Source organism: Paraburkholderia bannensis NBRC 103871 (genome assembly GCF_000685015.1).
In the GTDB taxonomy this organism is placed as follows: Bacteria; Pseudomonadota; Gammaproteobacteria; order Burkholderiales; family Burkholderiaceae; genus Paraburkholderia; species Paraburkholderia bannensis.
This window is the reverse complement of record NZ_BAYA01000009.1, coordinates 296075-317372: the sequence shown is the minus strand read 5'-3', so window position 1 is coordinate 317372 and position 21298 is coordinate 296075. Positions and strand designations below refer to the sequence as shown.

Sequence of the window (21298 nt, the reverse complement as noted above, 5' to 3'; positions counted from 1 at the left end):
ATGGGCGTGCGGTGCGGCGTAGTGTATGTCAGCTTGACTGTGCCAGCGTTACTGCGCCGCGCGCTCGGCCGTTTCAGGCGGGCAGGGGGCTTCGGTTTCGCTGCCCGGCATCGGAATGAAGCCGGTGACTTCGAGACCGTAACCCGACATGCTGCCGAGCCGGCGCGGCTTCGAGAGCACCTGCATGCGGCCCACGCCGAGTTCGCGCAGGATCTGCGCGCCGACACCGTAGGTCTTGAAATCCACGGGACGGCGTGCGAGCGCCTCCGCGCGCTCTTTCTGGTCGAACGCCTTGAAGACGTCGACCAGATGTTCTTTGCTCTCGCCGCAGTTGAGCATGACGATCACGCCGAGATCGCGTGCGGCGATCTCGCGCATGGCGGCGTCGAGCGTCCACGAGTGGGTGGACGAGCCCGTTTCCAGCAGATCCAGCAGCGAGATCGGCTCGTGCACACGCACGGGCGTTTCCGTCTCCGGCGTGGGCGTGCCGCGCACCAGCGCGATGTGCGGCGTGCCCGTCGGGCGATCGACATACATGATCGCGCGGAACGCGCCGTGAGCCGTCTGCATGGTGCGTTCGCCCACGCGTTCCACGATCGACTCGGTGCGGCTGCGATAGTGAATCAGGTCGGCGATAGTGCCGATCTTGATGTCGTGTTCCTTCGCGAACTCCAGCAGGTCGGGCAGGCGCGCCATCGTGCCGTCGTCCTTGATGATCTCGCAGATCACCGACGCCGGCGTGAGGCCCGCAAGCGCCGTGAAATCGCAGCCTGCTTCCGTGTGGCCCGCGCGTACGAGCACGCCGCCCGGCTGCGCCATGATCGGGAACACGTGGCCCGGCTGCACGATGTGCTCGGCGCGGGCGTCGTGCGCCACCGCCGTCTGGATCGTGCGCGCGCGGTCGGCGGCAGAAATGCCCGTCGTGACGCCTTCGGCTGCCTCGATGCTCACCGTGAACGCGGTGCCGTACTGCGTGCCGTTGCGCGAGGTCATCAGCGGCAGGTTGAGCAGCTTGCAGCGCTCCTGGGTGAGCGTGAGGCAGATCAGCCCGCGCCCGTACTTCGCCATGAAGTTGATGGCTTCGGGCGTGACGAATTCGGCCGCGATGACGAGGTCGCCCTCGTTTTCCCGGTCTTCTTCGTCGACAAGGATCACCATTTTGCCGGCTTTCAGTTCGGCGATGATCTCAAGAGTGGAGGCGATCGTCATGATGGGATTCTGGCTGGAAAGCGCACATTTTACGCCACGCGGGCGGGCGCGTCGCCCAGAACGGGGGCAATGCGACGGGTTTTGAGCGCCGCGCGTGCGTTCGCCGGCCTGCGCTCGCGCGCCAGCCGCACGGCTCCACGGGGCGCGGCCCGCGCGCGCATTGGCCGAACGGCTGACTGGGCGATGCGTGGCGTCGCCGCGACAATAGTAACGTTTGACGTTATTAACGTGAGGCGTTACTATCCATGGCGATTACATCATTTGCCTGCCGGGACACCGCCGCGCTCTTCATGGGGCGCCGCGTCACCCGCTTCGTTGCCATCCAGTCGGTGGCGATCCGCAAGCTTCAGCAGATTCACGCTGCGTGCACGCTGTCGTTTTTGCGCGCACCGCCGGGCAACCGGCTGGAGCCGCTGGGCGGCGATCTGGAAGGCGACTACAGCATCCGTATCAATGCGCAATGGCGCGTCTGCTTCCGCTTCGCGAACGGCGAGGCTTCGCAGGTGCGCATCGTGGACTACCACTCAGGAGTGTGACCATGGCACGGGAAGTACCGCTCGCCACCCCGGGAGAGATCTTGAACGAAGACTGGCTCAAGCCCATGGGCATCAGCCAGTACGCGCTCGCCAAGGCGATTGGCGTGCCGCCGCGCCGCATCAACGAGATCGTGCTCGGCAAGCGCGCGATCACGGCCGATACGGCGGTGCGCCTGGCCGTCTACTTCGGCACGGACGCGCGCAGCTGGATGGAGCTGCAGGCGCACTACGACACGGAACTTGCCCGTGAAGCGCTCGCCGATGTGCTGGCCGCCATCCAGCCCCACGCGCGCGCCGAAACCGTCTGATACTGGTCACGGTGCGCGCTTGGGACGCTGCAGGGCGGGTGCTCAGCGCAGCACCACATCGTCGGCGAGACCCTTGGTCAGCTCCAGCGCCTGACGCTCGAACAACCGCCGGTACAGCCCGTTCTGGCGGCGTACGAGTTCATCGTGCGTGCCTTCTTCGGCTACGCGTCCGCGCTCCAGCACCAGCAGCCGGTCGAGCGCGCGCACCGTCGACAGCCGGTGCGCCACCACGACGGTCGTGCGGCCTTCCATCAAGCGCTCCATCGCCTGCTGGATCAGCACTTCGCTTTCGCTGTCGAGGCTCGACGTTGCTTCGTCGAAAATCAGGATCGGCGCATTCGCAAGGAACGCACGCGCAATCGCCACGCGCTGACGCTCGCCGCCCGAAAGCTTCACGCCGCGCTCGCCCACCAGCGTGTCGTAGCCGCGCGGCAGCGCCATGATGAAGTCGTGCGCGCTCGCCAGTTTCGCGGCGTGCACGATTTCGGCATGCGTTGCGCCCGGACGCGCATAGGCGATGTTTTCCGCGAGCGAGCGGTGGAACAGCACCGGCTCCTGCTGGACGATGGCGATTTGCGAGCGCAGCGAAGCCTGCTGCACACGCGCGATATCCTGGTCGTCGATCGTGATGCGTCCGTCCGTGGCGTCGTACAGACGCTGGATCAGCTTGATGAGCGTCGTCTTGCCCGAGCCCGAATGGCCGACCAGCCCCACGCGCTCGCCCGGCGCGATGCGCAGATTCAGGTTCGCGTAAAGCGGCCGTTCCAGCGCGCCATAGCGGAACGTCATGTTCTCGAAGCGGATATCGCCGCGATCGATCACGATGGGCGGCGCGCCCGGCATATCCTCGATGCCGAGCGGCTGGGCGTCGAGCATCACCAGCTCTTCCATGTCGTTGACCGAGCGCTGCAGATTGCGCACATGCATGCCCACGTCGCGCAGGTAGCCCTTGAGCAGGAAGAACAGCGTGAGCGCGAAGGTGATGTCGCCCACGCTCGCAAGCCCGCGCGCCCACAATAGCAGCGCCGCGCCGAGAATCGCCGCCTGCATCGCCACCAGCAACGCGCCCTGCACGCCGCCGTTGAAGGTGCCGCGCCGCCACGTGCGCCGCGTGCGGCTGTCCCATTTGTCGATCACGCGCGCAAGCCGCGCTTCTTCCCGTGCTTCGGCGCCGAAGGCCTTCACGACGGGGTTGCATGACACGGCATCGGCAAGCGCGCCGCCCATCTTCGTGTCCCACTGGTTCGCCAGACGCGCGGACGGCGCGACATAGAACAGCGAGAGCGACACGGTGATGGCCAGATAGATCGCCGAGCCCACGCCTACCACCAGCCCCATCACGTGCCACTGCACCGCGAGCAGCGCGGTCGACCCCACCAGCATGACGAGCGAAGGAAACAGCGCGACGAGCAACGTGTCGTTGAGCAGGTCGAGCGCCCACATGCCGCGCGTGATCTTGCGCACCGTGGAGCCTGCAAAGCTGTTGGCGTGCCAGTCGGTCGAAAAGCGCTGCACGCGATGGAACGCGTGCGTCGCGACTTCGCCCATCATGCGCAGCGTGAGCATGATGATGTTCTGGAACGCGGCCTGGCGCATCAGCGTGCCCGCGAGGCCGAGCGCGGTGAGCGCCACGAACGCGACCACGGCCGCATGCCACGCGGCGGCGTTGCCGCTGACGTCGTGCGCGAGCGCATCGACGAGCTGGCCAGCGTAGTGCGGCGTAAAGACATCGGCGAGCGCGCCGAGCAGGGCGGTGAGCGCGACCGCACTCACGCGCACGGGCTGGCGCGACCAATGCCGGAACGTGAAGCCGAGCACCTTGCGGAAGGTGTGGCCGCCGGAAACGGATTGTTTGTCTTGGTCTGTCATGGACAGCATGCTCCGGTCGCGAGACCCGGAGACTTCCCTGAAGGAGAGGAAAAAACGGATAGCGATGGCGGCGCATCCCGGCTCGAAGAACCGGACGCTAAACCCTGATAAATCGCTGGAAAGTGACGCAGCGGGAAGAAGCTCGCTGCGCCGCGACAACCTACGGCTGCGGTCGACCCGCTCGACGGAGGATGCCGGCGCCGACAGCGCCACGAGACATCACCCAAACCGGCGACATGACAGCAGCCATTTCGATCGTTGCCATCTGTGCCTCCTTGCGACGTTCGGGTGATTGAGGGTGCGGCATGCTGGCGCATACCGCGAGAGGAATAGTCCGAATATTAGCAGCGCTATGAATCTTGCGCTTGCTTGTTGCGCGCCGCACGAGGCACGGCGCGCTGCGTTCATGCCGCAATCATGCGTCGATCAATCCTGCGCCACGCCAGCCTTCACGCCGGCCGACAGCATCCGTTCCACATAACGCGCGATCAGGTCGATTTCCAGGTTGACCTTGGCGCCTGCCGCGAGATGCCTGAGCGTCGTCACTTCGACGGTATGGGGGATCAGGTTGATCGAGAACTCGCAGCTGTCGGCGCGATCGTCGACCGAGTTCACCGTCAGGCTCACGCCGTTGACCGTGACCGAGCCCTTGTAAGCCAGATAGCGGCCGATTTCGACGGGCGCGAGAATGCGCAGCTCGTGCGATTCGCCGACCGGCGCGAAACGCGTGACCGTGCCGAGACCATCGACGTGACCGGAAACGATATGGCCGCCCAGACGGTCGTGCGAGCGCAGCGCCTTTTCGAGGTTCACTTCGCCGGTATCCGCGAGACCCACGGTGCGGTTCAGGCTTTCGCGCGAGACGTCGACGTCGAAGGTCGTCGCAGTCTTGGCGATTGCGGTCATGCACGCGCCCTGGATGGCGATGCTGTCACCCAGTTGCACATCTTCGAGGTCGAGGCCGCCCGCATCGACGGTCAGGCGCACGCCTGCGTCGGCGTCCGCGCCGAGGGGCTTGATCGAGGCGATGCGGCCCACGGCCGCGACGATTCCAGTAAACATCTGGCTGTCCTTTTGGGTGTCGTTCAGTACGTTCGTGAGATTCATTGTGCGTCCTCCAGCGTGCCCGCCGCGCCATCGACATCTTCGGCAGCGGCGTTCGGCACGAGGCGCGCGAGAATGCGCAGGTCGTCGCCGACGCGATCGACCGTATGGAAGGCAAGGCGCGTGCGTCCGTCGAGCGTGGCGGGCGCGGCCAGGTCGGCCATGCCGAGCGACTGCGTGCCGAGCAGCGAAGGCGCGAGATACACCAGCAGCTCGTCCACGCAGCCTTCGCGCAGCAAAGACCCGTTGAGCTTGTAGCCCGCTTCCACATGCAGTTCGTTCACGCCGCGCGCGGCGAGTTCGGTGAGCATCGCGGGGAGGTCGACCTTGCCGTGCTCGTTGCCGAGCGCGACGATTTCCGCGCCGCGCGCGCGCAGCGCATCGGCGCGTTCCTCGTTGCTTGAATCAAGCGCGGAGCAGAACACGAGCGTCGGCGCGCCCACGAAAATCTGCGCGAGCGGCGACGCGTCGAGTCGGCTGTCGATCAGCACGCGTCTGGGCTGGCGCGGCGTGTCGATCGCGCGCACGGTCATGCGCGGATCGTCTTCCTTCACCGTGCCGATGCCCGTGAGGATCGCCGAGGCGCGCGCGCGCCAGGCGTGGCCGTCGGCGCGTGCGGCTTCGCCGGTGATCCACTGGCTTTCGCCGTTGGGCAGGCCGGTGCGGCCGTCGAGCGTCGCGGCCATCTTCATGCGCACCCACGGACGCTTGCGCGTCATGCGCGACACGAAGCCGATGTTCAGCTCGCGCGCCTCGTTGGCGAGCAGGCCGCAGCGCACGTCGATGCCCGCATCGCGCAGGATCGACAGGCCGCGTCCAGAAACGAGCGGGTTCGGATCTTCCATCGCGGCGATCACGCGCGCGACTTTGGCTTCGATCAGCGCGTTCGCACACGGCGGCGTGCGGCCGAAGTGGCTGCACGGCTCCAGCGTCACGTAGGCGGTCGCGCCGCGCAGATCGTGGCCGCGCGCGCGGGCGTCTTTCATCGCCTGGATTTCGGCGTGATCGGAACCGGCGGGCTGGGTGAAACCTTCGCCGATCACCACGCCGTCCTTCACCAGCACGCAGCCGACGCGCGGGTTGGGATCGGTCGTGTAAAGGCCGCGCACCGCGAGGGCGAGCGCGCGCTCCATGTGGACGAAATCGGATTGCGAGAACATCGTCGAGCTTTCTCCGCAGCGGCGGTCGGTGGAACCGGCGAGGCCTGCGCCTCGCCTTCGGCTGGTTTTTTACGGCGCTTTCGGCTTACTTTTCGGCGAACGCGCGGCGAGCAGCGGCGATCGTCTCGTCGAGGATCGCGTCGTCGTGCGTGCTCGACACGAAGCCCGCTTCGTACGCCGACGGCGCAAAGTACACGCCCGCGTCCAGCATCTGGTGGAAGAAGCGGTTAAAGCGCGCGACGTCGCTCTTCGTGACTTCGGCGAAGCTGCCCGGCACCTTTTCGGCGAAGTAGAGGCCGAACATCGCGCCCACCGAATCGGCGACGAACGGCACGCCCGCTTCGCGCGCGGCCTGCGACAGACCTTGCGCGAGACGCGCGGTCTTCGCGCTCAGGTCTTCGTAGAAGCCAGGCGCCTGGATCAGTTGCAGCGTCTTCAGGCCCGCCGCGACGGCGATCGGGTTGCCCGAGAGCGTGCCCGCCTGGTAGACCGTGCCGTTGGGCGCGAGGTGATCCATGATTTCGCGTCGGCCGCCGAACGCTGCCGCCGGCATGCCGCCGCCGATCACCTTGCCCAGACAGACGAGGTCGGCTTCGACGTTATAGAGCGCCTGAGCGCCGCGCAGGCCCACGCGGAAGCCGCACATCACTTCGTCGAAAATCAGCACGCTGCCGTGCTTCGCGGTCAGTGCGCGCAGCGTGTGGATGAACTCGGGCGTGGCCTTCACGAGGTTCATGTTGCCAGCGACCGGCTCGATGATGACGGCGGCGATCTCGTCGCCGAACGCCTTGAACGCTTCTTCGAGCGCCGCGACGTTGTTGTACTCCAGCACCGTGGTGTGCTTGGCCGTATCGACGGGCACGCCCGCCGAGGTCGGGTTGCCGAACGTCAGCAGGCCCGAACCGGCCTTCACGAGCAGGCTGTCGGCGTGGCCGTGGTAACAGCCTTCGAACTTCACGATGCGGTCGCGCTTCGTGTAGCCGCGCGCAAGGCGCAGCGCGCTCATGGTTGCCTCGGTGCCGCTCGACACCATGCGCACCTGTTCCATCGACGGGACGATCTTGCAGATTTCCTCGGCGATCTCGATTTCGGCTTCGGTCGGCGCACCGAACGAGAAGCCGTTGGCCAGCACGTTCTGCACGGCGGCGAGCACTTCCGGATGCACATGGCCGACGATCATCGGGCCCCACGAGCCGATGTAGTCGATGTAGCGCTTGCCTTCCGCGTCCCACATGTACGGGCCCTGCGCGCGCTCGATGAAGCGCGGCGTGCCGCCCACCGAGCGGAACGCGCGCACGGGCGAGTTGACGCCGCCCGGAATGGTCTGCTGCGCGCGATCGAAGAGGGCCTGGTTCGTGGTCTGGGTGCTGGAAGTGGAAGACATGAGTGCTGGACCTGCGAGAGTGATGTCGGATGGCGGGTGCTGCATGATGCGCCCGGCGCGTGGCGGCTGCGCTCGGGCCAGCCTGACAACGTGGAGGCGGGCTGGCGCGGGCCGTGGGCGAGGGGCGTAGTGCCTGAAATTGTACCGGACTCGCGCCGAACGGGCCGGGGGCCAGACTGGACGGGGCTGGGCGCTCAGGTGGTGCCGCCGGCGGTGCTGCGGGAGGCCTTGCGCCTGCTTGCGGCGGCGGTCTTGCGCGGCGCTTCCTGTTCCGCGTGTTCCGCGTGTTCCGCGTGTTCAGCCTGCTCCGCCTGCGCGATGCGCGCGTTTTCCGCCGCGTGCATCGCTGCGACTGCCAGAGCGGGCATGGGCCGCTTGCCGGTCAGCTCGGCCCAGCGCTTCTCCAGCGCGCCCAGCGCGATCGGCTTGATGACCGTGCCGGAGCTTTGCGCGTCCCATGTCTGCACCGACCAGGGATGCGCGCGCAGCGCGTCGCGCCCGATCACGACCTCGCTATTCGCATCGACGAGCCAGTCATAGACGAAGTCGATACACAGCCGGTAGCCGCGCTTATACGCCGTATCGGGCACCTCGTAAGGCCCGCGCAGGACGTAGCCCGAGCCGAACAGCCCGCGCGGCTCGGCGGCGACGCGATGCACGAACACGCGGTCGCCCGGCAGGATGCCGCGCGCGAAGCCGCAGCCCCACGTGTCGGTGACGGTTTCGCCCGCCTGCACGCGGCGCGCGAAGTCGGGCAGTTCGGGCCAGGGCCACTTCTTGGGGCTCCAGATCAGCAGATAGGCGCTCATGGTCAGTCGGTCGAAACAGTTGCCGCAAGGCAAAGCGCGCAGCTTAGCGCATCGCGTGGATGCGCGGTCGGGCCCGCGTAAGCCAACTGAAGCCCTCCGAAGCCCTCGGGTACAATGCTGCGGCTACGCTGCCGCCTCGCTGCGCCCGGGTTGACGGCCCGCGCAGGCCGATCCGGCCCATGACATCGAGACCGCTCCGCCAGTGTGCGGTCTGCTCCCAGCCGACCCATGTCCCATTCCCCGCGACGCCGGCCCGATGGCCGGCTGATCCTGTTGCTCGGCGCGCTCGCTGCCTGCGGCCCGCTCGCCACCGACATGTACCTCCCGAGCCTGCCCGCCATCGCCCAGTCGTTTGGCGTGACGGCGTCGGCGGCGGCATCGACGCTCACCAGTTTCATGGCCGGTTTCTCGATCGGCATGCTGCTCTACGGCCCGGTCTCGGACGCCTATGGCCGCCGCCCCGTGCTGCTCGGCGGCATCGCGCTGTTCACGCTCGCGAGCATCGCGTGCTGGCTCTCGTATTCGGTCGGCGAACTGACCTTCGTGCGCTTTCTCCAGGCGCTGGGTGCAGGCGCGGCGTCGGTGCTCGCGCGGGCCATCGCGCGCGACGCGCACGAGCCGTCCGACGCCGCCAAGGTGCTGTCGATGGTCGCCATCGTCACATCGATCGGGCCGCTGCTCGCGCCGCTGATCGGCGGGCAGTTGCTGCTGCTGGGCGGCTGGCGCATCGTGTTCGTCGCGCTCACGCTGTTCGGTCTGGCGTGCGGCGCGGCGGCCTGGCTGCGCGTGCCCGAAACCTGGCCCGCCGAAAAGCGCGAAAGCGCCGCGGTGCTGCGCTCGTTCGCGGCCTACGGACGGCTGCTGCGCGACCCGCTGGTCTGGGGCCACATGTTGTGCGGCGGCATGGCGTTCGCGTCGATGTTCACCTATATCTCGGCCACGCCCTTCGTTTATATCGAGTACTTCCACGTCTCGCCGCAGCATTACGGGCTGTTCTTCGGCATGAACGTGTTCGGCATCATGCTCGGCAACTTCCTGAATACGCGCTTCATCGGCACGCTCGGCACGCTGAAGATGGTGTCGATGGCCTCGACGGTCAGCATCGTCGCGTCGTTCTTCGTCGCGCTGATGTGCGTGACGGGGTGGGGCGGCCTGTGGTCGATCGTGTTTGGCCTGTTCTTCGTCGTGAGCGTGGTGGGGCTGCTCGGCGCGAACTGCGCGACCGACCTGATGTATCGCTATCCGAAGAATGCGGGCGCGGCGGCGGCCGTGTTCGGCGCGGCGCAACTCGGGCTGGGCGCGTTCGCGAGCGCCGTGGTCGGCTGGTTTCCGGGCGTGTCGCCGCTTGGCATGGGCTGCACGATCGGCACGTGCGGTTTGCTCACGTGGCTGGGCCGCGCCATCGTCGTGAAGTGGCATGGTCATCCCGCGCCGGGGGCGGCGGCGTCGAACGCCTGAGCGCCTCGGTTCGCGCATACAAAAAAACGGGACGCCTGGGCGTCCCGTTTTTCATTGCGATGTCGCCGCGCCTGCTTACTCGCGCGGCGAAGGCGACGCCCCGTGGCTCAGCCAGTCGAGCACGGCGGACGCATCGTCGTCCGCCTGCTCGCGCGCCTGCGCGACCGCATTGCCCACGTCGTTATCGGGCGAGGCGCGACGGATCGCGACGCCCACGGCCAGAATGTCGATCATCAGCAGATGCAGGATGCGCGAGATCATCGAGAGCTGCGACTCGCGCATTTCGATGTGATCCGTTTCCAGCGCCACGGTCGCTCGCTTGGCGAGCGGCGTGTTGCTGGAGGTAATCGCGATCACCTTCGCGCCCGCCTGCATCGCCACGTCGAGCACACGCAGCAGTTCCGGCGCGCGGCCCGACTTCGACACGGCCACGATCACGTCGCCCTTGCCGAGCAGCGCGGCGGACGCCGCCTGCATGTACAGGTCGCCATAAGCGATGGTCGGGATGCCGAAGCGGAAGAACTTGTAGTGCGCGTCCTGCGCGACGATGTGCGAATTGCCCAGGCCGTAGAACTCGATGCGGCGTGCGCCGTTGAGCAGCGAAATCGCCTGCTCGACCTGATCGAAGTTCAGGTGTTCGCGCAACTGCAGGATCGCGGAGACCGTGTTGTCGAGCACCTTCGCGCCGAAGTCGGTCGCCGTGTCGCCCAGATGCACCTGGCTGTGGCTGACCGGGATCGTGCCGGTCAGGCCGGTCGCGAGCTTGAGCTTGAAGTCCGACAAACCCTGGCAGCCCAGCGAGCGGCAGAAGCGGATCACCGTGGGCTGGCTCACGTCGGCCTTGCGCGCGATATCGACGATCGGGTCGTTGATGATCGAGCGCGGGTGGTTCAACGCGAGATCGGCCACGCGGCGCTCGGCGGGCGTGAGGGCGTCGCGCATCTGGCGGATGCGCTCGAACACCGCCGACGATCCGCCGCCCGCGCGATTCGACAGTTGCTCCGCGAGGATCGCGGAAACGCCCAGAAACGCGGGGTATTCCGCCGTGATGACGTAGGTCGGCACGTTGGAGAGATAGACGTCGAAGCGGCCCTTGGCCTCGAAGCGCTGGCGGAACGACGAGCGCATGAACAGATCGCCCAGACGTCCCACCACGCCGCCGCCGATGTAAATGCCGCCCAGCGCGCCAAGCGTCACGGCGATATTGCCCGCGAAGCTGCCGAGAATGCCGCAGAAGCATTCAACCGTTTCGAGCGCGAGTGCCTCGCCTTCATGGGCGCGCTTCACGACTTCGGCCGGGTTGACGTCGTCGCCCACTTTCTTCTTGTCGCGGGCGGCGAGGGCGCGATAGATCAGCTCCATGCCAGGGCCCGCGCATACGCGCTCGAACGACACATGCGGCCACTTCGTGCGCGCGTACTGCAGCACGATGTCTTCGCGTTCGTCCTGGGGCGAAAAGCTCGCGTGGCCGCCTTCGCTGCCGAGCGCGATCCAGCGGTCGTCGGCAGGGATCAGGCCCGAGACGCCCAGGCCCGTGCCCGGCCCAAGCAGGCCGATCACGCTGTTCTGGCGGCGCTGGCCGCCGCCCACCTGGACGCGCTGTGCGTCGGTCAGGCCCGGCAGCGCCATGGCGAGCGCGGTGAAGTCGTTCACGACCAGCAGCGTGTCGAAGCCGAGCGCGCGGCGCGTGGCTTCGATCGAGAACGTCCAGTCGTGATTGGTCATGCGCACCTGGTCGCCGTCGACCGGGTTGGCGATGGCGATGGCCGCATGGTTCACGCGGCCGATCTTCGTGTCCTTCAGGTACTGCTGAATGACTTCGGCGACGCCCGGATACTGCGCGCACGGATAGACGCGCACCTGGCCGATGTCGCCCGGCGACGTCTCCAGCGCGAAGCGCGCGTTGGTGCCGCCGATATCGGCGAGCAGCCTCGGTCCGTCGGCGTGCTGGCCCGCGCCAGAGGCGGATTTGTTAGGCGCACCAGTAGACATCGAGTCTCACTCCCTTGTCGTTCGCCAGCTTCGAGATGGCGTTGTTTTGTTCTGTGGCGGCAGCCTGTTGCAGCACGTCGAGCTTGCGCTGGCCCGCGATCAGCAGGAACAGGCGGTCGACCTGGCGCAGCGCCTGCATCGACCATGACACGCGCGCATGAGGCGCGGCCTGCGGATGCACGGCGACGAACGGGCGCGCGGTGGTGATGGCGGTGTGCCACTCGGGCGCATCGGCGAAGATCGAGGCCGTGTGGCCGTCCTCGCCCATGCCCAGCACGGCGACGTTCGGCACGAAGCGCTGCGGATCGGCGTTGAGCGCGGCGACGTGGGCGTCGAGATCCTGCGTCACGTCCACGAGCGGCAGGAAGCGCGCGTTGGCGGCTTCGTGCTGGAGCAGCGTCTCGCGCACGAGGCGCGCGTTGCTGGCCGCATCGCTTTCGGGCACCCAGCGGTCGTCCACCAGCGTGATGTCGGTGTGCGCCCAGTCGAAGCGATGCGTCGACAGGTTCCCGAGAAAGGGACGCGGGCTCGTGCCGCCGGAGACGGCGAGCGTCGCACGGCGCGCACCGGTGCCGGGCGCGGCTGCAAGAGCGGTGAGCGACGCATGTAGCGCGTCGCCCACCGCTCGCGCCAGCGCGTCGGATTGGACGCGCGGGTCGTCGAATACGTGAAGCTCGATCACTTCTCCTCCAGGCTGCTTTTTTGTAGGTCTTCGGGGTCGTTCATCTGTCCGTTACGACGAGTGATGCTGCCCTTCGCTGTTGCTTTGCTGCGCCCGGCAAACGCCTACGAAAACCTGCCGCGCGCGCACATTCACTCGTTACATCAATTCTCTTCTTCGAGCCAGCAGGTGCCGTGCTGCGCCAGCATCGCGCTCGCCGCCGCCGGGCCCCATGTGCCCGCTGCGTACGGCTTGGGCGGGCGTGTGGAAACAGTCCAGTCGTTGAGGATCGGCTCGACCCATTTCCACGCGGCTTCCTGCTCGTCGCGGCGCACGAAAAGGGCAAGACGTCCGTTGATGACGTCGAGCAGCAGGCGCTGGTACGCCTCCATCTGCCCTTCGCGGAAGAACTGGTCGAACGCGAGATCCAGATGCACGCTCGCGAGGTTCATGCCTTCGCCGGGCTGCTTGGCGAGGCAATACAGGCGAATCGTTTCGTTCGGCTGCAGGCGGATCACGAGGCGGTTGGAGCCCGGACGCAGCGCCGTGGGGCCGAGCGCCGAGTGCGGCACGGGCCGGAAATTGACGACGATTTCCGCGACGCGATCGGCCAGACGCTTGCCGGTGCGCAGGAAAAAGGGCACGCCGGCCCAGCGCCAGTTCTCGATCTCGACTTTCAGCGCGACGAAGGTGTCCGTGCGGCTGTCCGGCTTCACGCCTTTTTCGGTGGCGTAGGCGGGCACCGGCGTGCCGCGGATCACGCCCGCGTGATACTGGCCGCGCACGGCGACCTTGCTGATTTCGTTGGGATCGATGGGCTTGAGCGCGCGCAGCACGCGCAGCTTTTCATCGCGCACCGAATCCGAGTCCATCGAGTGCGGCGGCTCCATCGCGACAATCGAGAGCAACTGCAGCAAGTGGTTCTGCACCATGTCGCGCAGCGCGCCAGTGTTGTCGTAGAAGTCGCCGCGCGCTTCGACGCCCAGTTCTTCGGCAATCGTGATCTGGATGCTTTCGACCCATTCGCGGCGCCACAGCGGCTCGAAGAGGGCATTGCCGAAGCGCAGCGCCAGCAGGTTCTGCACCGGCTCCTTACCGAGGTAATGGTCGATGCGGTAGATCTGCTCTTCGGCAAAGATTTCGCCGACTGCGTCGTTGATCGCATTCGACGATTTCAGGTCGTAGCCCAGCGGCTTTTCCAGCACGATGCGCGAATTCTCGTTCAGGCCGACCGCGGCAAGCGCGCGGCAGATCGGCACGAACAGGGACGGCCCCGTCGCCAGATAGAACACCCGGATGCCGGGCAGGCCGGCGATGCCGTCGCGCAGCGTGCCGAAGTCCTCGGCGCGCGACAGGTCGAGCTTCACATAGACGATGCGTTCGAGAAAGCTGGCCCAGGCGGCTTCGTCCAGGCCTTTCTTCGAGACGTGCGGCTTGACGTGCTCCTCGACCCACTGGAGGTAGTGATCGCGGTCGTTCTCATGACGCGCGACGCCCACGATCTTGCCGGACTCGGCCAGCATGCCCGAGCGGTGCGCTTCGAACAGTGCCGGAAGAATCTTGCGCATCGCCAGGTCGCCGGTGGCGCCGAACAGCACGAACGTGAATCCTGAATCGGTAGGGAATTGCATAGTCTCCGTCACAGTCCAGATGGGTCAGGACCCGGCCAGCCGCACGCTGAACGCAGGCGGGAAGCAAGCCGCGCAGGCCGTGCCGGCAAGGCGCTGGCAGGGGTCTGCAGCGCGGCCGTAGTCCGATAAAATTTTTTTTGACACTGAATTGTAGTTTAACTACAATCCAAATCAAGAGGTAACGTTGATTCGATGAAAAAAGCGTGGGGAAGCGCGGCCCGGCGAGGGTTTGCGGCGGTCTTCAGGCGAATTTCGCGAGTCGGACGGAACGTCTCCCATGTTAAAGGACAATGAATCCGTCCATCGGCGAGCCCGGCGCATGATCGGGGCAAGCAACATGGGCGAAGTTAGCCGAACGTTAGGCCGCATGCGCATGAACGATGCAGGCGGCGCCTCGACTGGCCGCGCATCTACAGGTAGCGAATAAGCCTGGCGCGCGCGACCGGACAAAATCAAAAGAGGAGACAGTCAGTTGCATCCCGAACCACTCATCTCTTGAGCGTCCAGCGGCCGGAACCCGGCACGCGGCCCGCGCGCATCCCGGTCACACGCGCGTGAGGTACTCCGGCGCCCGTCCGTCCAGTGTTTTGCCTGTTTGAACTACACCGCACCCTGGCGCAATCAGGGGCCAACCGTCTTTTTTGTTCAGGTGTCTGGAGGAGATAAGCAATGAAATTCCGAGCGATCATGGGCGCCCTGTGCGCAGCAGGTCTGATGGGCGGCGTCGCCACGGCGCAAGCTGCCGAGTCGATCGAAGTGCTGCACTGGTGGACGTCGGGCGGCGAATCGAAGGCCGTCGGCGTGCTCAAGGACGACATGCAGAAGCAGGGCTACACCTGGAAGGACTTCGCCGTTGCGGGTGGCGCGGGCGCAGCAGCCATGACGGCACTCAAGACCCAGGTCATTTCGGGCAATGCGCCGAGCGCTGCCCAGATCAAGGGCCCGCTGATCCAGGAATGGGCGGAGCAGGGCGTGCTGGTGCCGATCGACTCGGTCGCCGGCGACTGGAAGGCCAATCTGCCGCCGCAGATCGACAAGATCATCCACGCAGACGGTCACTACGTCGGCGCGCCGTTCTCGGTGCACCGCGTGAACTGGCTGTGGCTCAACAAGGCAGCGCTGGACAAGGTCGGTGCAAAGGCCCCGACCACGTGGCCGGAATTCTTCGCGCTGGCTGACAAGCTCAAGGCCGCAGGCATCCAGCCGGTCGCCGCAGGCGGCCAGCCGTGGCAGGACCTGACGCTGTGGGAAGACGTGGTGCTCTCGCAGGGCGCGGACTTCTACAAGAAGGCCATCGTCGACCTCGACCAGAAGACGCTGACGTCGGCGCAGATGGTCGGCGTGTTCGACACGGTTCGCAAGATCGAGTCGTACATGGATAACGGCCGCACGGGCCGCGACTGGAACCTGGCCACGGCCATGGTCATCAACGGCAAGGCCGGCATGCAGTTCATGGGCGACTGGGCCAAGGGCGAGTTCGCCAACGCGAACAAGAAGCCGGGTGCGGACTACATCTGCGCACCGGTGCCGGGCACCTCGAAGGGCTACACCTTCAACGTCGACTCGTTCGTGTTCTTCCAGCAGAAGGGCCAGAAGACGGCAACGCCGGGCCAGCTGGCGCTCGCCAAGACGATCATGAGCCCGGCTTTCCAGGAGCAGTTCAGCCTGTACAAGGGTTCGATCCCGGTGCGTCTGGGCGTCGACATGAGCAAGTTTGACGATTGCGGCAAGCAGTCGTACGCAGACGAGCAGACGGCCATCAAGGCTGGCGGCTACGTCCCGTCGCTCGCTCACGGCATGGCCCAGGCTGACGCCACGGCCGGTGCGATCACCGACGTCGTCACGAAGTTCATGAACTCGACGCAAGACTCGAAGAGCGCAGTTGAAGCGCTCGCGAAGGCAGCGAAGACGAAGTAAGCGCGCAGCAGTAGCGCAGTGAGTTTGTGAAGCAAGACGGGGTGTGCCGCGTGCGGCGCACCCCGGGCAAGACGGTTCAACCCGAACCCCTTCATCGTGCGCAAAGTCGTTTTCGATTCGCCTTCGATTTTTCGCACCGTAACAGGAGTTGCGCAGTGACTGCTTCTCTTAGCGGCAACGGCAAGGCGGCCTCGCCTGCTGAATCGCGCCGCGCGTCGCCGATGGCGGCGCTTGCAGACCGCTGGATTCCGAAGCTGGTGCTTTCGCCCAGCATTCTGATCAGCCTTGTGTTCGTCTACGGCTTCATCGCCATTACCGGCTATATATCGCTGTCCACGTCGCGATTGATGCCGCGCTACGATTTTGCAGGCTTCGACCGTTACAGCGAGCTGTTCTCGAACGACGTCTGGTGGACGTCGGCGCAGAACCTCGGCTGGTTCGGCATTCCGTTTATCGTCATCTGCGTGTTTCTGGGCCTGTTTCTGGCGATCCTGCTCGACCAGCAGATTCGTCAGGAAGGCGCGCTGCGCGCCGTGTTCCTCTATCCGATGGCGCTCTCGTACATCGTGACGGGCACCGCCTGGCAGTGGATCTTCAATCCGGACCTGGGCATTCAGCAGGTGCTGCACGACTGGGGCTGGACGAGCTTCCAGCTCGGCTGGCTTAACGATCCGGACAAGGCGATCTTCTGTATCGTCGTCGCGGCGGCGTGGCAGTCGACGGGCTTCTGCATGGCGCTGTTCCTTGCCGGCCTGCGCGGCGTCGACAGCGAGATCTTCAAGGCCGCCCAGGTGGACGGCGCGACGCTGCCGACGATCTATCGCAAGATCGTGATTCCGAGCATGCGTCCGGTGTTTTTCTCCGTGCTGCTGATCCTGTGCCACATCACGATCAAGACGTTCGACCTGGTGGTCGCACTGACGGCAGGTGGCCCCGGTACGTCGTCGTCGCTGCCGGCCATCTTCATGTACACGTTTTCGTTCAACCGCGGGCAACTCGGCGTCGGCGCAGCTTCGTCGATGATGATGCTCGCGACGGTGGTGGCCGTGCTCGTGCCGCTCATGTACCTGGAATCGAGGAGCACGCGCAATGCAGCCTAAGATGAAGGTGAGCCGCGTTGTCATCTACGCGGTGCTGATCCTGTTCGCGTTGTACTTCCTGTTCCCGCTCTACGTGATGCTGTCGACGTCGTTCAAGACGCTCGACGAGCTGCACACGGGCAACATGCTCACGCTGCCCGCACACCCGAGTTTCGCGCCGTGGGTGAAGGCGTGGAGCGAGGCCTGCACCGGCGTGCGTTGCGACGGCATGCAGCCGTTCTTCATGAACTCGGTGAAGATGGTGATTCCGGCCGTGCTGATCTCGTCGATCATCGGCGCGTTCAATGGTTACGTGCTCACGCACTGGCGCTTCCGCGGCGCGGACGCGCTCTTCACGATGCTGCTGGTGGGCTGCTTCATCCCGTTCCAGGCGATTCTCCTGCCGATGGCGCGTCTTGAAGGCTTCTTCGGCCTGTCGAACACGATCGGTGGTCTCGTGCTGGTGCACGTGGTCTACGGTATCGCGTTCACGACGATGTTCTTCCGCAACTTCTACGTGAGCGTGCCGGCTGAACTCGTAAAGGCTGCGCGCATCGACGGCGCCGGCTTCTTCATGATCTTCACGCGCATCATGCTGCCGATCTCGCTGCCCATTTTCATGGTGTGCCTGATCTGGCAATTCACGCAGATCTGGAATGACTTCCTGTTCGGTATCGTGTTCTCGGGCGTCGATTCGATGCCGATTACGGTGGCGCTGAACAATCTCGTGAACACGTCCACGGGCGTGAAGGAATACAACGTCGACATGGCCGGCGCGATCATCGCCGCGCTGCCCACGCTGCTCGTCTACGTCATCGCCGGCCGCTACTTCGTGCGCGGTCTCACGGCGGGCGCGGTGAAGGGCTAATTCGAGCTCAATCGATTAAAAGGATTCATAGCATGGCAAGCCTTTCCATTCGCGACGTCTACAAGACCTACCCGAACGGGGTGCCCGTCCTCAAGGGCGTGAACATCGACATCGAAGACGGCCAGTTCCTGATTCTGGTCGGCGGCTCGGGCTGCGGTAAGTCGACGCTTCTGAACATGATCGCCGGTCTCGAAACCGTGACCAAGGGCGAGATCATGATGGACGGCAAGGTGGTGAACAACCTCTCGCCGAAGGATCGCGACATCGCGATGGTGTTCCAGTCGTACGCGCTCTATCCGTCGATGACGGTGCGCGAGAACATCTCGTTCGGCCTGAATATCCGCAAGGTGCCCAAGGCCGAGCAGACGCAGATCGTCGACCGCGTGTCGAGCATGCTGCAGATCCAGCATCTGCTCGATCGCAAGCCGGGCCAGCTCTCGGGCGGCCAGCGCCAGCGCGTCGCCATGGGCCGCGCGCTCGCACGCGACCCGATCATGTTCCTGTTCGACGAACCGCTCTCGAACCTCGACGCCAAGCTGCGTATCGAGATGCGCTCGGAAATCAAGCTGCTGCATCAGCGCGTGGGCAAGACGATCGTCTACGTGACGCACGACCAGATCGAAGCCATGACGCTCGGCGACCGCATCGCGGTGATGAAGGACGGCATCGTGCAGCAGTTCGGCGCGCCGCAGGACATCTACGACTCGCCGTCGAACCTGTTCGTGGCGGGCTTCATCGGCGCGCCGCCGATGAACTTCATCAACGGCAAGCTGGTGGAGCAGGGCTCGGGCGTGGGCCTCGAACTCGATACGGGCGTGGCGCGCAACGTGCTGAACCTGCCGTTCGAGGCGAACAAGCTGCGCAGCCATATCGGCCAGGAAGTGGTGCTGGGCCTGCGCCCGGAACGCATTACCGACGCGCGCAGCTCGCACGACGGCCACGGCCATGAACTGCAACGTCACACGGTGAAGGTCGACGTGATCGAGCCGACCGGCCCGGACACGCTGGTGTTCGCACAGGTCAACGGCAAGCGCGTGGTGAGCCGCGTGCACCCGGGCGCGAACCCGCAGCCGCTGAACAGCATGGAACTGCTGTTCGACGTGTCGAAGGCCGTGCTGTTCGATCCGAAGACGGAAGAGCGCATCGCCTGATCGAGCGACACGCTAAATAGAAAAACCCGTTCGCTGCGTCAGCAGGAACGGGTTTTTTGTTGGGCGTTGCGAGTTGTGGGATCAAAGATGCCCGTGCTGGCCATGCCCGTGCGAATGCGGCTGCAACAGCACGAGCACCGCGCCCGCGCCGCCGTCATGTGGCCGCGCCTGGCAGAATGCGATCACTTCTTCCTTCTGCACGAGCCACGCGCGCACCTTGCCCTTGAGTACCGGCTCCTTGCCGACGGAGCCCAGTCCCTTGCCGTGAATCACGCGTACGCAGCGCAGCCCGCGCTTGCCGGCTTCGCGGATGAACGTCTGCAACGCCTCGCGCGCTTCCTCGCGGCGCATGCCGTGCAAATCGAGCTGCGCCTGCACGATCCACGTGCCGCGCCGCAGCTTCTTGACGACTTCCTCGCTGATGCCGGGGCGGTGGTAGTAGAGCGAATCGTCGGTGTCGAGCAGGGCTTCCGGATCGAACTCGTCGGAAATCGCTTCGTGCAGCACGGCCTGTTCGTCGAGTTGCGTCTGCAAGGGCAGCGGGGCGGGCGCTGAGCGGCGCGGCTGGGCGCGCGGCGGCGCCACCAGCGGCGCGACCTGGCCGATCTCGCGGCGGAACAGGTCGCTGTCGGCGGCGGCTTCCACGCGCGCGGCTTTCGCGGCGACGCGTTCGCGCTCACGCTCGCGCGTCTGGGTCTTGAGCGCATCGCGCAGGCTGCCGAGGCCGGAGAAGCCGCTAGCCGCCTTGCCGGGTTCCAGCGCAGGCGCGGGCGCAGCGACGGGCGCCGCGGCCGGACGCTGGCTGGCGGGGCGCTTGGGTTCGCCCGGATGGGGGACGTTCTTGGGCATGTGAGTCGATCTTGATGCGGAGAAATGTCGCGTGCGGCGCCAATGAAAAAGGGCCGCAGGCTGGCTGGCCGCGACCCTCTTTACTGCTTGCGATTCGCGCCGCCAGACGTCAGGGCGCTATTTTACCGGCTTGCCGGTCATCGCTTCGCTGCTGCTTGGCTGCTGCTTAGCGATCCGCTTCGGCGCTCATGACGTGCGCCTGGCCGAGTTCGTCCACGGTTTCCAGGTAGCGCTGTGCGTCGAGCGCGGCCATGCAGCCCGTGCCGGCGCTGGTGATCGCCTGGCGATAGACGTGATCCTGCACGTCGCCTGCCGCGAACACGCCCGCCACGCTCGTGCCGGTGGCGTTGCCGTTCAGGCCGCCGTTCGTGATGATGTAGCCGTTCTTCATCTCCAGCTGGCCTTCGAAGATGTCGGTGTTCGGCTTGTGGCCGATTGCGACGAACACGCCTTGCAGGTCGAGATCGGTGGTTTCGCCGGTCTTGGTGTTCTTGATGCGCAGGCCGTTCACGCCGCCTTCGTTGCCCTTCACTTCGTCAAGGACGTGATCCCACTTGATGTCGACCACGCCTTCCTTTTCCTTCGCCAGCAGGCGGTCGATCAGGATCGGCTCGGCGCGGAACTTGTCGCGACGGTGGATCACCGTGACTTTCTTGGCGATACCGGCCAGGTACAGCGCCTCTTCGACCGCCGTATTGCCGCCGCCGATCACGGCGACGTGCTGGTTGCGGTAGAAGAAGCCGTCGCAGGTCGCGCAGGCCGACACGCCGCGGCCCATGAACAGCTCTTCGCTGGGCAGGCCGAGGTACTGCGCCGACGCGCCGGTCGCGATGATCAGCGAATCACAGGTGTACTCGGCCGAATCGCCGATCAGGCGGATCGGCTTTTCATCGAGCTTGGCCGTGTGGATGTGATCGAACACGATTTCCGTGTTGAAGCGTTCCGCGTGCTCAAGGAAGCGCTGCATCAGTTCCGGGCCCTGCACGCCGTTCGGGTCGGCGGGCCAGTTTTCCACGTCGGTCGTGGTCATCAGCTGGCCGCCCTGGGCCAGACCGGTGACGAGCAGCGGCGACAGATTGGCGCGCGCAGCATAGACAGCTGCCGTGTAGCCGGCGGGGCCGGAACCGAGAATCAGGACTTTCGCGTGTTTGGTTGCGGACATGGTCGAATTCCGTAGAAGGCGCTGCGTGGCGGGTAGCCAGCGCGGCTGCCGGGGGTTCGCACGGGCCGCACGGCGATACGGCGGCGCTCATGCAGGTAATTGGGTATCAGCGCGTAATTATAAAGGCCGGGTGAGACCGATGCGTGATGAG

General features: G+C 65.7%; 18 protein-coding genes. 7 read left to right on the top strand and 11 right to left on the bottom strand.

All coding sequences use genetic code 11. The features are described 5' to 3' along the window. Positions 1–48: 48 nt before the first annotated feature. Positions 49–1209 (bottom strand): bifunctional 3,4-dihydroxy-2-butanone-4-phosphate synthase/GTP cyclohydrolase II, encoded by a 1161-nt coding sequence (gene ribBA, locus BBA01S_RS16790; RefSeq protein WP_027817472.1) that lies wholly within the window; start codon positions 1207–1209, stop codon positions 49–51. A 245-nt stretch (positions 1210–1454) separates the two neighbouring features. Between ribBA and BBA01S_RS16780 the strand changes: the two genes are divergently transcribed. Both BBA01S_RS16780 and BBA01S_RS16775 read left to right on the top strand, forming a co-directional pair. Further along, on the top strand, positions 1455–1745 hold the full coding sequence (locus tag BBA01S_RS16780; RefSeq protein ID WP_027817471.1) for a type II toxin-antitoxin system RelE/ParE family toxin: 291 nt from the start codon (positions 1455–1457) through the stop codon (positions 1743–1745). Between the two features lie 2 nt (positions 1746–1747). Then, positions 1748–2053, top strand: coding sequence for a HigA family addiction module antitoxin (locus BBA01S_RS16775; RefSeq protein WP_027817470.1), 306 nt, complete (start codon positions 1748–1750; stop codon positions 2051–2053). A gap of 42 nt (positions 2054–2095) precedes the next feature. On the opposite strand, the gene BBA01S_RS41525 is transcribed toward BBA01S_RS16775, so the two are convergent. The 5 genes from BBA01S_RS41525 to BBA01S_RS16750 all read right to left on the bottom strand — a co-directional run bounded on the left by BBA01S_RS41525 (position 2096) and on the right by BBA01S_RS16750 (position 8379). Further along, a complete protein-coding gene (locus tag BBA01S_RS41525) occupies positions 2096–3922 on the bottom strand; it encodes an ABC transporter ATP-binding protein (RefSeq protein WP_042297418.1) in 1827 nt (608 codons plus the stop codon). Between the two features lie 426 nt (positions 3923–4348). Continuing rightward, positions 4349–4984, bottom strand: a complete 636-nt coding sequence (locus tag BBA01S_RS16765) for a riboflavin synthase (protein WP_027817469.1) — start codon at positions 4982–4984, stop codon at positions 4349–4351. A 41-nt stretch (positions 4985–5025) separates the two neighbouring features. Then, positions 5026–6186 (bottom strand): bifunctional diaminohydroxyphosphoribosylaminopyrimidine deaminase/5-amino-6-(5-phosphoribosylamino)uracil reductase RibD, encoded by a 1161-nt coding sequence (gene ribD, locus BBA01S_RS16760; protein WP_027817468.1) that lies wholly within the window; start codon positions 6184–6186, stop codon positions 5026–5028. Positions 6187–6271: 85 nt separating this feature from the next. After that, positions 6272–7570 (bottom strand): glutamate-1-semialdehyde 2,1-aminomutase, encoded by a 1299-nt coding sequence (gene hemL, locus BBA01S_RS16755; RefSeq protein WP_027817467.1) that lies wholly within the window; start codon positions 7568–7570, stop codon positions 6272–6274. Positions 7571–7764: 194 nt separating this feature from the next. Continuing rightward, entirely contained in the window at positions 7765–8379 is a 615-nt protein-coding gene (locus BBA01S_RS16750; RefSeq protein ID WP_027817466.1) for a hypothetical protein, read from the bottom strand. Positions 8380–8607: 228 nt separating this feature from the next. Here BBA01S_RS16750 and BBA01S_RS16745 point away from each other — a divergent pair, with 228 nt between their 5' ends. Next, complete coding sequence (locus BBA01S_RS16745; protein WP_027817465.1) at positions 8608–9837, top strand: Bcr/CflA family multidrug efflux MFS transporter; 1230 nt, start codon at positions 8608–8610, stop codon at positions 9835–9837. 75 nt (positions 9838–9912) lie between these two features. Here the strand turns inward: BBA01S_RS16745 and BBA01S_RS16740 are convergent, their stop codons facing one another. The 3 genes from BBA01S_RS16740 to zwf form a co-directional block, all read right to left on the bottom strand. Then, positions 9913–11829, bottom strand: coding sequence for a bifunctional transcriptional regulator/glucokinase (locus tag BBA01S_RS16740; protein ID WP_027817464.1), 1917 nt, complete (start codon positions 11827–11829; stop codon positions 9913–9915). Next, entirely contained in the window at positions 11810–12511 is a 702-nt protein-coding gene (pgl, locus tag BBA01S_RS16735) for a 6-phosphogluconolactonase (protein WP_027817463.1), read from the bottom strand. Before pgl ends, BBA01S_RS16740 begins: the two co-directional genes overlap by 20 nt. 143 nt (positions 12512–12654) lie before the next feature. After that, positions 12655–14121 (bottom strand): glucose-6-phosphate dehydrogenase, encoded by a 1467-nt coding sequence (gene zwf / locus BBA01S_RS16730; protein ID WP_027817462.1) that lies wholly within the window; start codon positions 14119–14121, stop codon positions 12655–12657. Positions 14122–14790: 669 nt separating this feature from the next. Here zwf and BBA01S_RS16725 point away from each other — a divergent pair. The 4 genes from BBA01S_RS16725 (at position 14791) to BBA01S_RS16710 (ending at position 19136) form a co-directional block, all read left to right on the top strand. After that, entirely contained in the window at positions 14791–16038 is a 1248-nt protein-coding gene (locus BBA01S_RS16725) for an ABC transporter substrate-binding protein (protein ID WP_027817461.1), read from the top strand. Positions 16039–16193: 155 nt separating this feature from the next. Further along, a complete protein-coding gene (locus tag BBA01S_RS16720) occupies positions 16194–17138 on the top strand; it encodes a carbohydrate ABC transporter permease (RefSeq protein WP_027817460.1) in 945 nt (314 codons plus the stop codon). Then, positions 17128–17985: a carbohydrate ABC transporter permease gene (locus BBA01S_RS16715; protein WP_027817459.1), complete on the top strand. Its 858-nt coding sequence runs from the start codon at positions 17128–17130 to the stop codon at positions 17983–17985. Before BBA01S_RS16720 ends, BBA01S_RS16715 begins: the two co-directional genes overlap by 11 nt. Positions 17986–18017: 32 nt before the next feature. After that, positions 18018–19136, top strand: a complete 1119-nt coding sequence (locus tag BBA01S_RS16710; protein WP_027817458.1) for an ABC transporter ATP-binding protein — start codon at positions 18018–18020, stop codon at positions 19134–19136. Between the two features lie 81 nt (positions 19137–19217). Here BBA01S_RS16710 and BBA01S_RS16705 read toward each other — a convergent pair whose 3' ends face one another. Both BBA01S_RS16705 and trxB read right to left on the bottom strand, forming a co-directional pair. Continuing rightward, the gene (locus tag BBA01S_RS16705; protein ID WP_027817457.1) at positions 19218–19985 is read right to left on the bottom strand and encodes a Smr/MutS family protein; all 768 of its coding nucleotides are present in this window, start codon (positions 19983–19985) and stop codon (positions 19218–19220) included. Positions 19986–20151: 166 nt separating this feature from the next. Beyond that, the gene (gene trxB, locus BBA01S_RS16700; RefSeq protein WP_027817456.1) at positions 20152–21147 is read right to left on the bottom strand and encodes a thioredoxin-disulfide reductase; all 996 of its coding nucleotides are present in this window, start codon (positions 21145–21147) and stop codon (positions 20152–20154) included. Between the last annotated feature and the right edge of the window lie 151 nt (positions 21148–21298).

Coding starts and splice junctions, on each gene's coding strand:
- BBA01S_RS16750 (WP_027817466.1), bottom strand. CDS start 8,379: ATGAGCGCCTATCTGCTGATCTGGAGCCCCAAGAAGTGGCCCTGGCCC.
- BBA01S_RS16705 (WP_027817457.1), bottom strand. CDS start 19,985: ATGCCCAAGAACGTCCCCCATCCGGGCGAACCCAAGCGCCCCGCCAGC.
- BBA01S_RS16715 (WP_027817459.1), top strand. CDS start 17,128: ATGCAGCCTAAGATGAAGGTGAGCCGCGTTGTCATCTACGCGGTGCTG.
- BBA01S_RS16775 (WP_027817470.1), top strand. CDS start 1,748: ATGGCACGGGAAGTACCGCTCGCCACCCCGGGAGAGATCTTGAACGAA.
- ribD (WP_027817468.1), bottom strand. CDS start 6,186: ATGTTCTCGCAATCCGATTTCGTCCACATGGAGCGCGCGCTCGCCCTC.
- BBA01S_RS16765 (WP_027817469.1), bottom strand. CDS start 4,984: ATGTTTACTGGAATCGTCGCGGCCGTGGGCCGCATCGCCTCGATCAAG.
- hemL (WP_027817467.1), bottom strand. CDS start 7,570: ATGTCTTCCACTTCCAGCACCCAGACCACGAACCAGGCCCTCTTCGAT.
- BBA01S_RS16780 (WP_027817471.1), top strand. CDS start 1,455: ATGGCGATTACATCATTTGCCTGCCGGGACACCGCCGCGCTCTTCATG.
- BBA01S_RS41525 (WP_042297418.1), bottom strand. CDS start 3,922: ATGACAGACCAAGACAAACAATCCGTTTCCGGCGGCCACACCTTCCGC.
- BBA01S_RS16740 (WP_027817464.1), bottom strand. CDS start 11,829: ATGTCTACTGGTGCGCCTAACAAATCCGCCTCTGGCGCGGGCCAGCAC.
- ribBA (WP_027817472.1), bottom strand. CDS start 1,209: ATGACGATCGCCTCCACTCTTGAGATCATCGCCGAACTGAAAGCCGGC.
- BBA01S_RS16710 (WP_027817458.1), top strand. CDS start 18,018: ATGGCAAGCCTTTCCATTCGCGACGTCTACAAGACCTACCCGAACGGG.
- zwf (WP_027817462.1), bottom strand. CDS start 14,121: ATGCAATTCCCTACCGATTCAGGATTCACGTTCGTGCTGTTCGGCGCC.
- BBA01S_RS16725 (WP_027817461.1), top strand. CDS start 14,791: ATGAAATTCCGAGCGATCATGGGCGCCCTGTGCGCAGCAGGTCTGATG.
- BBA01S_RS16745 (WP_027817465.1), top strand. CDS start 8,608: ATGTCCCATTCCCCGCGACGCCGGCCCGATGGCCGGCTGATCCTGTTG.
- trxB (WP_027817456.1), bottom strand. CDS start 21,147: ATGTCCGCAACCAAACACGCGAAAGTCCTGATTCTCGGTTCCGGCCCC.